The sequence below is a fragment of the Arthrobacter sp. NicSoilB8 genome, from assembly GCF_019977355.1.
Classification (GTDB): Bacteria; Actinomycetota; Actinomycetes; order Actinomycetales; family Micrococcaceae; genus Arthrobacter.
This window is the reverse complement of sequence record NZ_AP024655.1, coordinates 3,142,784-3,155,838: the sequence shown is the minus strand read 5'-3', so window position 1 is coordinate 3,155,838 and position 13,055 is coordinate 3,142,784. Positions and strand designations below refer to the sequence as shown.

The window sequence follows — 13,055 nt, the reverse complement described above, 5'->3', positions numbered from 1 at the left end:
ATGCAGGATGAAGACCTGGTGGCGTCGACTGGGCCCAAGGCCAAGGGTGACGGCCTGCAGATCACGCTGATCACGCACTCCTACTGGCCCGAACAGAGTCCGCCACAGCGGCGCTGGACGGCCATGATCAAGGAGTTCTCCCACTCGGGCTGGGATGTCGACGTCGTGACGCCCGTGGCGCACTACCCCTTCGGCCGGCGGGCCCTCCCGCGCTGGATGGCCGGACGGCCGTTCCGGCTGCGCCACGGCCAGTTCAGCGAAAAGATCCTCCACGTCCCCTACCTGCGGCACGGAAACTCCCGCGCCGCACGGCTCCTGGACCAGTGTTATTCGGCCTTGTTGTCAGTCCCCGCCGGCATGATGGTCCGCAAGCCCGACGTCGTCATTGTCACCGCCCCCGGCCTGCCGTCGCTTGCTGCCGGCTACGCCCTGGCCAAAATGCGCCGCGTCCCGCTGATCGTGGAAATGCGCGACGCCTGGCCGGACCTGGCCCGAGACGCCCGCCTGGTCCAGGGCAGCGTCAAGAGCGTTGTGGAACATGTGGTGGACTTCGTCCAGCACCGTGCCGACCTCGTGGTCACGGTGACGGAGGGGTTCGCAGCCACGCTGCGATCACGCGGGGTCCGCAACGTGGCCACCGTCAGCAACGGCGTGCACCTGGACGCCATCCCCGTCGTGGGACCGCCTGAACCGGAGCGTGACGTCTTCGAGGCCCTGTACCTGGGAAACCACGGTGAGAGCCAGAAGCTCGACGTCGCCATCCGCGCGAGTGCCCTCGTGGGGGACTCGATGCACCTGCACATGGTGGGCCACGGGACCCAGAGGCCTGCGCTGGAGAAGCTGGCACGTGAGTTGGAGGCCCCTGTCACGTTCCACCCGCCCATGACCGGGGACGCCATGCTGGAACGATACTCGTCGGCGGACACCTGCATTGTTTCCTTGCGGGATGACTGGAAGTCCTTCGAGACCACCGTCCCGTCGAAGACCTACGAGGTTCTGGCGATCGGCCGGCACATCACCGCGGTGGTGCGAGGCGAGGCGGCGCGAATCGTCTCTGACGCCGAGGCCGGCGACATCGTGGCAAGCGACCCGGAACAGCTCGCCGCATTGTGGCGCGAACTGGCCGCCGACCGCGGCCGGCTGGTCCGCAATGGCGACAGCCGCCAGTGGGTCAAAGCGAACGCCGAGTACGAGCAACTCGCGGGACGCTACATGGAACTCATCACCGAGTTGCTCGCGGAAACCCGCTCCGGCCGATGATGCAACTCGTCAATAACGTTCGGCTGGCCCAGGGCGTTGTGCGCCAGCACCTGACCGACGATCCCGTCATCCTCTTTCTCCAGCTTTCGCGCAGGCTGCCCTCGGCCGTTCTCCCGCTGGCCAAGCGCCTGTGTCAACTGGCTCCGAAGAACTCCACCTCCGCGGCCGTGCTGTTCGCGGCACTCGCCGCCGGGGACGACGCCGACGTCGAACGCCGGCTGCGCATCGCGGCCGACGGAACCGTCGACGGCGAACGGGCGCGGCGCCTGGCCGACGTCGCCCTCGCAGCAAACCTCCCGGCGGTCTCGGACGTCTTCCTCGCCAAGGCCGGCACGGCCCGGCACCTATTGCAGGCCCGGGCACGGCGCCTCTGGTACGACGGCCACGTCAGCGACGCCGTTGCGGCGCTCGACGGATCGGAGGCCGCGGGACTGCGGCAACGGGCGCGCCTGGCCGCTGAGGCCGCAATCCTGACCGATGCTTCGCCGTCGCTCGAGCGCCAGACTTACCCGCCGGTTCCCGGCCGGATCCTGCATCTGCTGACAAACTCCCTGCCCCACACCGCCAGCGGCTACGCCCAGCGGTCCCACTCCACCCTGCTGGCGCAGCAGGCGGCCGGCTGGGACGTGCTGGCGGTCACCAGGATGGGCTATCCCGTGCAGGTGGGAAAGCTGTTCGCCAAGCCCACAGACACCGTGGACGGGATCCGTTACCACCGGCTCCTGCCCGCCACGATGGCCCAGACCATTGACACCCGGCTGCAGCAGCAGGCGGAACAACTGCTCGCCGTGGCCCTGGAATTCAAGCCCAGCGTGCTGCAGACCACCACGCACTATGTCAACGGACTCGTGGTGCGGGCCGTGGCCGAGGCCCTCGGGATTCCCTGGGTCTACGAGGTCCGCGGCCAACTGGCCGACACCTGGGCCTCCACCCGCGGTCCCGAGGCCCGGAACAGCGAGAGGTACCGGCTGTTCCAGGACCGGGAAGCTGAAGTCATGCGGGACGCGGACCTCGTACTGACTCTCGGGAAGGCCATGAAGGCCAACATCGTCGCCGCCGGCGTCCCCGCCAGCAAGGTCATCATTGCCCCCAATGCAGTCGGCGGAACGTTTCTCGACGAGCCGCTGGACAAAGCCAGCGCACGTCGCGAACTCGGCCTCCCGGAAGACGGGCAATTTATCGGGACCGTGAGCAGCTTGGTACCCTATGAAGGGATCGAGGACCTTCTGGCCGCATTCATGCGGCTCGCGGCGGACATCCCTCAGCTCCGTCTCCTGATCGTGGGTGACGGCTCCTCGATGCCATCGCTGCAGATTCAGGCGCAGCGGAGCGGATTCGCCAGCCGCATTGTCTTCACGGGCCGCGTGCCCCGGAGCCAGGCGGCCCTGTACCATCAAGCGCTGGATGTGTTCGTTGTGCCGCGCAAGGACCTGGAGGTGACCCGTTCCGTGACACCGCTCAAGCCCGTGGAGGCCATGGCGTGCGCCCGGCCCGTAGTGGCCAGCGACTTGCCTGCCTTGGCGGAACTGGTCGAGGACCGCGTGACCGGCCTCCTGGCCGGGGCCGGGGACCCTGCCTCTCTAGCCGGCGCGATCCGGGAACTGCTGACCGATCCGCAGCTCGCAGCCGAACTCGGAACTGCCGGCAGGGAACGGGTATTGCAGGAGAGAACTTGGGCCGCCAACGCGGTTGCCCTGGCAAGAGAGTTGGAAATGCTGGGAGTAACTATCAGATGAGCATCCAGGAAAAAACGGAAGCAGAACAGACGAAGGCGCCAACCGTCTCCGTGCCCGTGAACCTTGTCCGTTTGAGCAAGGTTGGGCAGCGGCCAGACTTCCTGGACTATTTGGTCCAGCTGTGGGACCGCCGCAGTTTCATCCTCTTCGACGCCCGCTCACGCGTCCAGAGCGGCAACGACAAAACCCACCTGGGATCCGCCTGGCTCGTCCTGACCCCGGTCCTGAGCGGCCTCAGTTTCTACCTGATCTTTGGCGTGTTCCTGGGCACCAGCAAGGGCATCGACAACTTCATCGGCTACCTGATCATCGGAGTGTTTACGTTTTCGATGACCACCCGGTCCATCCTGGGCGGAGCCAAGTCTTTGACCAGCAACACGTCGATGATCCGCGCCTTCCAGTTTCCCCGGGCGGCCCTGCCCATTGCCCTGAACGTGCGGGAACTCCTCTCCAACATTCCCGTCACGATCGTCATGCTGCTCTTCGTGATCTTCACGGCACCGGCCGAGGAGATCACCTGGCGTTGGCTGCTGATTGTTCCTGCGATCCTGCTGCAATTCCTGTTCAATCTAGGGATCGGCATGCTCCTGGCTCCGCTGATTCTGAAGATCCCGGACCTCAGCCACCTGTTCACTTTTCTCATGCGGTTCCTGATGTATGTCTCGGCGGTCTTCTTTGCCGAGAGCCGCTTCGGAAAGTACCCCGTTATGCGCACCATCATGGATTACAACCCGATTTTCCAGGTCATCAAAATCATTCGCGATTCGGTCCTTTACGACACCACACCGGCCTGGCGGGCCTGGGCGGTCCTGGCTTTGTGGGCTCTGGGATCAGTTGCCGCCGGGCTGTTCGTCTTCTGGCGCGGGGAGGAAAGCTATGGACGTGTCTGATCTTTCGGGAGGCCCCCACCACGATCCAACGGTGGTGGTGGACGACATCTCGGTGGTCTACCGGACCAAGAACAGGACGCCCGGGCGGACCAATTCCCGGACCTCCATCGTGAAGAGCCTGAGGAGCCGCCGCCTCGGTGACACGGCAGTCAAGACCAAGGCGCTGAACAAGATCTCCTTCGTGGCCAACCAGGGCGATTCCATCGGCATCATCGGCCGCAACGGCTCCGGCAAGAGCACCCTGATGAAGGTCCTTGCCGGGCTGATCATCCCTGATACCGGCAGTGTCTATGCCTCAAGCAACCCCATCCTGCTGGGCGTCAACGCAGCGCTGATCAGCTCCATTTCGGGTGCCCAGAATATTCGGCTCGGCTGCCTGGCCATGGGGATGAGCCACGCCCAGATCGATGCCAAGTTCGATGACATTGTGGAGATGTCCGGACTGGAGCACGAGGTCTACCACCCGATGAACTCCTATTCTTCGGGCATGGGCGCGCGCCTCCGCTTTGCCATCGCCGCAGCCGTGGACCCCGAGATCCTGCTCATCGACGAAGCGCTCAACACCGGTGACGCCCAGTTCAAAGACCGCTCCAAGGCGCGGATGGAGAAGGTCACCAACCAGGCCGGAACCGTGTTTGTGGTCAGCCACAGCCTCGGGACCATCACGGGCATGTGCAATCGCGCCTTCTGGATCGACAAGGGCGATTTCATCATGGATGGAACCCCCGACGAGGTCGCCAAGGAATACCGGAACTTCATTTGGCGCATGAACGAGGGCAACGCGGACTACGGCCGCAAGATCCGCGCCGAGCTGATGGCGAGCCTGCCCGAAATGCGGACCACGCTGCTCCCCAACGGCTGGAAGCGGTCCAGGTAGACGATGAGTTTTCGAGATAGGACGGCGTACTGGCGCCGCGCGCTGTGGCACGCCCGCCAGGGCGGCATGGGACAGGTCAAGAGCTACCTGCACCGCAGCACGGCCGAGCGTGATGAGGCCAGCCTCGCCGGCGTCCGCGGCGCGGAAGGCGCCTGGCGCGGCCTGGGGCCCGGCCGGCACCTGATCTTCAGGGAAGCGGCCGTTGACGTTGCGCGGCCGCGGAATCCGGAGCTGCGGGTGGGCATCATCATGGACGACTTCTCGGCGGCGGCGTTCTCCGCCGAGTGGACCGTTGTGGCGCTCAGGCCGGACGGCTGGGAACAGCAGCTGCGCGACGAGGCGCTGGACTTCGTCGTCGTCGAATCCGCCTGGGCAGGCAACGCCGGCCTGTGGCGCGGCAAGATCACCGGCCCGGCAGGTCCGTCGGCCGTCTTCCAGGATTTGGTGGCAGGATGCCGGGCGGCCGGACTCCCGGCCGTCTTCTGGAACAAGGAGGACCCGCCGCACTACGAGGACTTCCTCCCCGCCGCGAAACTGTTCGACTACGTCTTCACCACCGACGCCAACATGCTTCCCCGCTACCGGCAGGACCTGGGCCACAACAGTATTTCCGTGCTGCCCTTTGCCGCGCAGCCCCGCATCCACAACCCGGCCCGTCCCCGGCACGGCTGGCATGCCCGCGAGATCGCCTTCGCCGGAATGTATTTTGCGCACAAGTATGAGGACCGCCGCCGGCAGATGGAGTACCTGCTCGGAGCGGCCGTGGACGCGACTGCAGGCAAGCGCCCCGGATTCGAAATCTTTTCGCGCCAGCTGGGCCGGCAGCCGCAGTACCAGTTCCCCGGGATCCTCAAGAAGCACGTCGTGGGGTCGCTGTCCTACAAGCAGATGCTGACCGCCTACAAGGCGTACAAAGTCTTCCTCAACGTCAACTCCGTCACGGACTCGCCGTCGATGTGCGCCCGGCGGATATTCGAGATCACTGCGGCCGGCTCCTGCGTTGTCTCGACCCCCAGCCTGGCCATCACGGAATTCTTCCCGGACAGGGAAATCCCCACGGCAGACACGCGGGAGGACGCCGCGCACCTGTTGAAGGCACTGACCGCCAACCCGGACTACGCACAGCGCCTCGTCCACAAGGCCCAGCGCCGGATCTGGGCGGAGCACACGTTCAGCCACCGGGCACGGTCCATCGCGGCGGCAGCGCGGCCTGCGCTGGCCGTGACGGCACCGCGTGCCCAGGTGTCGGTCCTCGTTTCAAGCTTCCGCCCGCAGCAACTGGAGCACGTCATCGCCGGCGTGGCTGCCCAGCAGGGCGTGGATGTCCAGCTGGTCTACCTGGCCCATGGGTTTGAGCTCGACGGCGCCGCGTTCCGGCGGAAGTGCCTGGATGCCGGGATTACCGACGTCGTGGTTCTTCAGGAACCGCAGCAGAGAATGCTCGGCGAATGCCTTAATTCGCTCGTGGCGCACGCCGACGGTTCGTTCGCCACCAAATGGGATGACGACGACATTTACAGCCCCCTGTACCTGGGCGACCAGGTCCACGCCATGATGTACTCCGAAGCCGAGGTTGTGGGAAAGCGGGCGCACTACATGCACCTTTCCGGTGCCGGGGCCACCATCCTGCGCAACCCCCAGCTGGAACACCGCTACGTGGAAGCAGTGTCCGGGCCCACCATATTCGCCGCCACCGATACTTTCCGGCGTTTTCCGTTCGAGCCGCTGCAACGCGGAGAAGATTCGCGGTTCCTCAGCGACGTCATCGAGTCTGGCGCCCGGATCTATTCGGCGGACCGCTTTAATTACTGCCAGATGCGCGGCGCCGACGTGTCGTCGCACACCTGGCCAATCACCAATGAAGAGCTTCTGGCTTCTTCAAAGATTCAGTTCTTCGGTTCGCCCGAAGACCACATTTTAGTTTAGGGGAGACATGGACGAGACGATTTTTGATGTTGCCGTCATCGGACTTGGCTACATTGGCCTGCCCACCGCGGCCAGCTTCGCCGCCAAAGGCAAGCTCGTGGCCGGCGTCGATGTGAAACAGGCGACCATTGACGCCGTCAACCGTGGCGAGGTTCCCTTTGTGGAGCCGGACATGGGTGTGGTGGTCTCAGGCGCTGTCAGCCTGGGCAACCTGGTCGCCATGTCCACCGTTCCCGCGGCCGACGCGTTCATCATCGCTGTGCCCACCCCGCTCGCCGAGGGCAACGGCGCCGATCTGTCCTACCTTCGCAGCGCCGTCGAGGCCCTGGCGCCCAAGCTCCGCGGCGGCGAACTCGTCGTCTTGGAATCGACGTCGCCTCCCGGCACGACGGAACGCCTGGGCGCCTACCTCCTGGAACTGCGTCCGGACCTGTCACTCGACGCGGCTCCCGGACGCAAACAAGTGCACATCGTGCACTCTCCGGAGCGGGTTCTGCCGGGCCGGATCATGATCGAAATCGTCACCAACGACCGCGTCATCGGCGGCCTCACCGAAGAGGGTGCCCAGCTGGCCAAGCGGCTGTACGAGGTCATCTGCCAGGGTGAAATCCTGTTGACAGACGCCACCACCGCCGAGATGACCAAACTGGTGGAAAACACGTTCCGCGACGTCAACATCGCCTTCGCCAACGAGCTGTCGCTGATTTGCGACAATCTGGGCATCGACGTCTGGAAGCTGATCGAGCTCGCGAACCACCACCCCCGCGTCAACGTCCTTCGCCCCGGCCCCGGCGTGGGCGGACACTGCATCGCCGTGGATCCCTGGTTCATCGTCGACGCCGTCCCGGAGCACTCCGGCCTGATCCGTACGGCCCGCGAAGTCAACGACTCCAAGCCGCACCACGTTGTCCGGCAGGCTGTGGAGGCACTTGCCGACCAGCCTGGCGCCACCGTGGCCGTCCTCGGCCTGGCTTTCAAGGCCAACATCGACGACGTCCGCGAGTCGCCGTCGGTGACGATCGTCCAGGAACTGGTCCGGCAGTTGCCGGAGAGCACCGTCCTGGTGGTCGACCCGAACGTCGAGGAGCTCCCCGCGGCGCTGACGGCCTCCGGCCTCACCCGCCTCCACGGCGCGGAGGAAGCCGTAGCCGCGGCGGACCTCGTGCTGCTCCTGGTGGACCATGATGAATTCCTGGCCCTAGACTTCCTGTCCCTGGAGGGCAAGCAGGTCATCGACACCAAGGGCATTTGGAACCAGCACGATCTTGCAGAGTCCGGCCGGCCGCACACGCCCGTAGGGGCCAACGTAAGTGGATAGGGGAAGCCACGCCGTGTCCGCGTCCATTGAGGAAGAGCTGCGCAATGCCGGCTTTGCCCTCAAGGCCCTGCACACGCCGCGGCGCGAGACTCCTCTGGTCCGGATCCTGATTCGGGCCGCTAAGGCAACGGATCTGGAGATTGCGGGGACCGTCGCATCACTTTTCGGCTCCGCCTGCCAGGACTTCGCCGTCGACATCCTTACTCAGGACGGCGGCCGTCCCAAGCTCGAAGAGTGGCTTGGCACCGACCGCCGCTTTTCATTTCTCGAGACCGACGGCCAGCACATCGCGGAGGCCGACTACACCCTGGTGCTCAGCGCCGGAACGGCCCTGGGCCTGCACTCGCTGGAGGCCATGATCGACAGCCTGCGGCAGACGCAGGCACTTGTCCTCAGAGCCCTGGTGGACGGGCAGCCCGGCGCGATCGAACTGTGGCGGACAGCCACGCTTCGGGAGCTGCGGGAAGCCGGTGACCCGGAGAAGAACGCACGCAGCTCCGGCGGCGAACGCTGGGTCTCCGGCAGCGCCCTCGGCCTGCACGACTTCCGGCGGCCCAAACCGAAGCTGCACCTGCGCAAGGGTGCCGCGGCAACCCTTGACCTGAACATCGTGGTCCGGGACCTGGCGGACAGCGCCACGCGCCTGGACTACGAGCAGCGGATCCGGCACCTCGAGGCACGGCTGAAAAAGTCCGAAGTCGAGCGCCGCCGCCTGGAACAGGGGCTAGCCCCGAACCGGGGCATTTCGCGCGCCCGGGCGATTGCCCGCAAGGGCCCTGCCTATATCCTTGGCCGGCTCAAAGCCCGCACCCGCCGGGCCGGGAGCTAGCAGCATGCAGATCAAGAGCGTCGCGGTCGGCTCCGCCGGCCAGCCCATGGCCCGGCTGGCATTGGACCTTGGGCTGGACTACGCCCGCACGGACTGGGAGCACCGCGATCCCCGGACCGGCTCCGACTGGGAACACGGCGTCCCAGCGGAGCAGTTGTGGTGGGACAGCTATGTCGTCCAGGCGGAATCGCTGGCCGAGGCCCGGGCGCTGCTTCCGCTGTTCCGCAGCGAAGGACGGGCGCAGCGCTTCGTCCTGGTCATCCGGGGACTCTTCCCGGCCGCCGACCTGCCGGTCTGGACCCCGCGAAGCCTCCAGATCAAAGCCGGCGCATCCGCCATGACCGTCCCGGGGATTGGCTTCGCGGTGCTGGTCGAAGGCGGCAAATGGGTGAATGTGCATGCTGCGGCCCTCGCAGCGCTGGGCTGCTGCTCGCCCGCCACGCCGCGGCCGGTGCTGGGCGGATTGCGGGTCGGTTTCACGGAGCCCGCCGGCAGCGCCTGGCTCGCCGGGGACGCGCTGGGCAGCTTCATGACGGAGCAGCTCCTGCGGCCCGAGCCGGATGACATCTATTCCGTGGACGTGCTGATCGGGCACAGCGGGCTCACGCAGCAGCTCGGCGAACAGATGGCCGACAACCCCGGGCGTGTGACGCCGCCGGTCTGGACCCCGCCGGGGACGGTGCTGCCGCCCGTTGATACCGCCGTCGTCTCGCCCATGGGGTTCCTGCCATTCCCGGAGAAGCCGGCGCGGGCGCTCGAGCCGGGCGAACTCGGCCCCGGCGGAGACCTGCGCGAAGCCGACCTGGCCGCCTTGCGGCCGCACGACTACCTCGAGGTGAACGGCACCCGCTTTGGCGGATTGGACTGGCAATTGGCGCGGCGCCTGAGCCAGCTGGCCGTCGCCGGCGTGCCGCTGCTGACCCGGGAGCTGCCGGCCCCGGTGCGGTCCCTCCTCGGCCACAGGCTGGTGGATTGCATCGAGGCTTTCGACGCCGACGACCCGCCCGTGCTGCGGGAATCGAAGTCGATCGAGCTTCGCCGGACGGCCCTGGACCTGTACAGCCCGAAGGCCGTCTGGAACTCCCTGCTGGGCCAGTTGGGCAAGCCGCTGCTTCCCTCGCCTTCCGTGAGCGTGATACTGGCCACCCGCCGGCCCGAGAAGTTGGCGTCCGCCCTGGACCAGCTGGCACGCCAGAGCTGGGAAGCCTTGGAAGTGGTGGTGGTCCTGCACGGCTTCGACGCCGAACTGCCCGAGGTCCGGCGCGCCGTCGAGGCCTACCCCGGCGAGCTGCAGCTGCGCTCCGTTCCGGCCGACATGATTTTTGGCGACGTGCTCAACGCCGGCGTCCGCGCCGCCAGCGGAGACCTGGTCTGCAAGATGGACGACGACGACTGGTACGGCCCGCACCACCTGCGGGACCTCGTTCACGCCAAGGACTTCAGCGGCGCCACCCTGGTCGGGGCCCAAGTCGAATTCGTGTACCTGGAAAGCCTGGACATCACCACGCGCCGGCCCCCGCTCGGCGAGCAGTACTCGGACCACGTGGCGGGCGGCACCATGATGCTCGGCAGGGACGAACTGCGTGAGCTGGGGGGATGGCGGCCCGTCCACCGAGCCGTCGACCGCTGCCTCCTGCAGGCAGTCCAAACCGCCGGGGGACTCATTTACCGATCCCATGGCCAGAACTACCTGATGCAACGACATTCCGGCGCGGATTCGCACGGCGGACACACCTGGAATCCGGATGACAGCATCTTCATTCAGAGTGTGGCCGAACAGTGGGACGGCTTCCGGCCGCCGCCGCAGATCGGGGCCGTCCCGGGCACCTCGGGCGTCCCCGGGGGAACAAGGCTCGAGGACATGCGCAGCCACTTCGCCCGCGTGCCGGATCCCGTCGCGTCCCAGTCCTCCCACACCACCTACCCGCACATTTAGAAGGCTCAGCGAATGAAATTTCTACAAGCGCTCCGCAGAATTGCGCGCCTGTCCCCGAAGAAGAAAGCGGCCGCCGCTTCTTTCGCCGCCCTCTTTGCCCTGGTAGTGGTGGCCGCCTACGCACGCAACCCGTTGCTCCTTGGATTCCTGGTGGTGGCATTCATCGCGGCTCTCTTGCTCGCTGCGATGCGCCTGGACCGGCTCCTGCGTTCAGCCAGGCGGGCGGTCAAGTCCGCCCCTGTCCATCGCCGTCACCTGGACGCGCAGAAGAGGCCGGGCGCGCTGGCCTGGTGGGGGCGGAAGTCGATGATTTCCAACGCCAGGCTGGTACAGCGGCTGACGAAGCTCCGGTCTGTCGACGGCCGTGACGCTTTGGTCAGTTCAGTGACCTCCGGCAGGTGGAGCTGGGCGGACATGGCTACCGGGCTCGAGATGTACAGGATCGGCGGGAAGTCCCGCGAACGCGTGCAGCCAATTCTGAATTCCGCGCGCCGGTCCGCGCTGCTTCAGCTGGCCGATCTGTGCTACCGGCAGAACATCCTCAAAGACGACATTCTCAATGCATCGACGCTCTATACATTTGTCTATCAGAGGCTTGGCGCGGAACCGTTCCAGAACAAGCGACGCGGTGAGTTCTTCCTCGACTCCCTTGCCCGGACTGGGCAAGGCGCCGAGGTCATACGACTTCAAGGTCTCTACGACTCGGCCGAGATGAACGCCAACGATCTCCACCTGTATCGGGCCAACGCCGCGAATCCCTTCAAAGATGATTCCGCAGACGTGGACGCCTGGCTTCGCGAGATCAACGCGATGTACGAAAACGCGGGGCTCGCCCGGCTGACGCTGGCAGAGGGACCCGAACCTGCGTTCTTGCGGCTCACAACGGAAGCCGTCCTGCCCGTCACCGGCGGACCGCTCGTCACCGTCATCATGCCGGTGTACCGGCCGGACGAATTCACCGACCTTGCCATTAGCTCAGCCATCAAGCAGAGCTACCGGAACCTTGAAATCATCATCGTCGATGACGGTTCCGGCGGTGACGCCGCCGACCGCCTCAATAAATGGGCCGCAGAGGACAGCCGTATCAAGGTGGTGTTGAACGAGCAAAATTCGGGAGCGTACACGTCGCGCAATATCGGCTACTCGATGGCCGGCGGGGAGTTCCTGACAATTTTCGATGGTGACGACTGGCAGCACCCCCAGAAAATTGAACGGCTTGTTCGAGCGGCCGAGAAACAGGCCGATCGACGGCTTGTCTCCGCGCCCTGGACCCGCGCAGACGAGGACCTCTTCTTCCACTACCGTGGCTGGCGCGGCGCCTTCATCACTCCGGCGCACGTCTCCGCTATGTTCCACGTCGGGACTATCAGGGAACGGCTGGGGCATTGGGACTCCGTCCGCAAAGCAGCGGATACAGAGTTCATCCTCCGTTACCAGGCCCTCGTGCAAAGTGAGGAGCCGCTGGAAGTGACCGAGGCTCCGCTGACACTGTCCCTGGTCAGCAGCTCAAATCTTTCGATTGACGATTTCCGCCTGGGCTACCGGTCTCCGGACAGGGTGGCCTACCGGGATTCTTACGAACACTGGCACAAGAAGATCGAGTCCGGTCAGCACAGCGGGCACCTGCCCTTCCCCCAGACGAAGCGCGCGTTTCCCGCGCCGCTCCGGTTCCTGCCGGATGCGCAGCAAAGCCTGGAACTTGATATTCTTTTCGTCGGCGATTTTGGCGATGAATCGGGGGCATCCCAACTCATGTTCGACCACCTGAAGTCAGCGCAAGAGCAGGGGCTGAGGATCGGGCTCATGCATTTTCCGAGCCTTCTCCACGCAGACGCCATCGACAAGTCATACTCGGCCGAGCTGCTGGAGGATTTTGCTGAGGGCCGGCTTCATCGCGTCGAGGTTACCGACAGGGTCTCGTCCGAGGTCGTCAACATCTACGATCCGACGGCATTCCAATACAGCCGCGAGCTTCGCAGCGGCCACCAGGCCGGTGAAGTGGAAATCTGGGCCAGCGAGCCGCCGTACATCCACGAGTCTGATGAACATAAGTACGATGTAGGAGCGGTCGAGCGGAACGCGATGGCCGTATTCGGGGTTCCGGTTCACTGGACCCCCTTGGACCCGGCAACTGAACAAGTCTTTTTGAAGACCCGGTACGGCTGGCCGACGGTCAGCGATGAGAACGAGGCCCCCGAGCCTGCGGACACGGATGAGTTCGAGCCTGAGGAGTTTGCGCACGAACTGACAGGCTCAAACCCGAGTCCCTCACGTTAGGAGAGA

At 65.5% G+C, this 13,055-nt stretch carries 9 protein-coding genes; all 9 read left to right on the top strand.

All coding sequences use genetic code 11. From position 1 onward, the window contains the following. A complete protein-coding gene (locus tag LDO15_RS14195; RefSeq protein WP_223979623.1) occupies window positions 1-1,260 on the top strand; it encodes a glycosyltransferase family 4 protein in 1,260 nt (419 codons plus the stop codon). Further along, complete coding sequence (locus tag LDO15_RS14190) at window positions 1,257-2,996, top strand: glycosyltransferase family 4 protein (protein WP_223979622.1); 1,740 nt, start codon at window positions 1,257-1,259, stop codon at window positions 2,994-2,996. The genes LDO15_RS14195 and LDO15_RS14190 overlap by 4 nt, the downstream gene beginning before the upstream one ends. Before the next feature lie 71 nt (window positions 2,997-3,067). Continuing rightward, window positions 3,068-3,886: an ABC transporter permease gene (locus tag LDO15_RS14185; RefSeq protein WP_223979621.1), complete on the top strand. Its 819-nt coding sequence runs from the start codon at window positions 3,068-3,070 to the stop codon at window positions 3,884-3,886. After that, entirely contained in the window at window positions 3,873-4,763 is an 891-nt protein-coding gene (locus tag LDO15_RS14180) for an ATP-binding cassette domain-containing protein (RefSeq protein ID WP_223979620.1), read from the top strand. Before LDO15_RS14185 ends, LDO15_RS14180 begins: the two co-directional genes overlap by 14 nt. A 3-nt stretch (window positions 4,764-4,766) precedes the next feature. Beyond that, window positions 4,767-6,689: a glycosyltransferase gene (locus tag LDO15_RS14175; protein WP_223979619.1), complete on the top strand. Its 1,923-nt coding sequence runs from the start codon at window positions 4,767-4,769 to the stop codon at window positions 6,687-6,689. Window positions 6,690-6,696: 7 nt separating this feature from the next. Then, a complete protein-coding gene (gene wecC, locus LDO15_RS14170; RefSeq protein ID WP_276572924.1) occupies window positions 6,697-8,007 on the top strand; it encodes a UDP-N-acetyl-D-mannosamine dehydrogenase in 1,311 nt (436 codons plus the stop codon). A 13-nt stretch (window positions 8,008-8,020) separates the two neighbouring features. Next, the gene (locus LDO15_RS14165) at window positions 8,021-8,836 is read left to right on the top strand and encodes a hypothetical protein (protein WP_223979617.1); all 816 of its coding nucleotides are present in this window, start codon (window positions 8,021-8,023) and stop codon (window positions 8,834-8,836) included. Window positions 8,837-8,840: 4 nt separating this feature from the next. Continuing rightward, entirely contained in the window at window positions 8,841-10,772 is a 1,932-nt protein-coding gene (locus LDO15_RS14160; protein ID WP_223979615.1) for a glycosyltransferase, read from the top strand. Between the two features lie 108 nt (window positions 10,773-10,880). Next, window positions 10,881-13,049, top strand: a complete 2,169-nt coding sequence (locus LDO15_RS14155) for a glycosyltransferase family 2 protein (RefSeq protein WP_223979613.1) — start codon at window positions 10,881-10,883, stop codon at window positions 13,047-13,049. The last annotated feature ends 6 nt before the right edge of the window (window positions 13,050-13,055 follow it).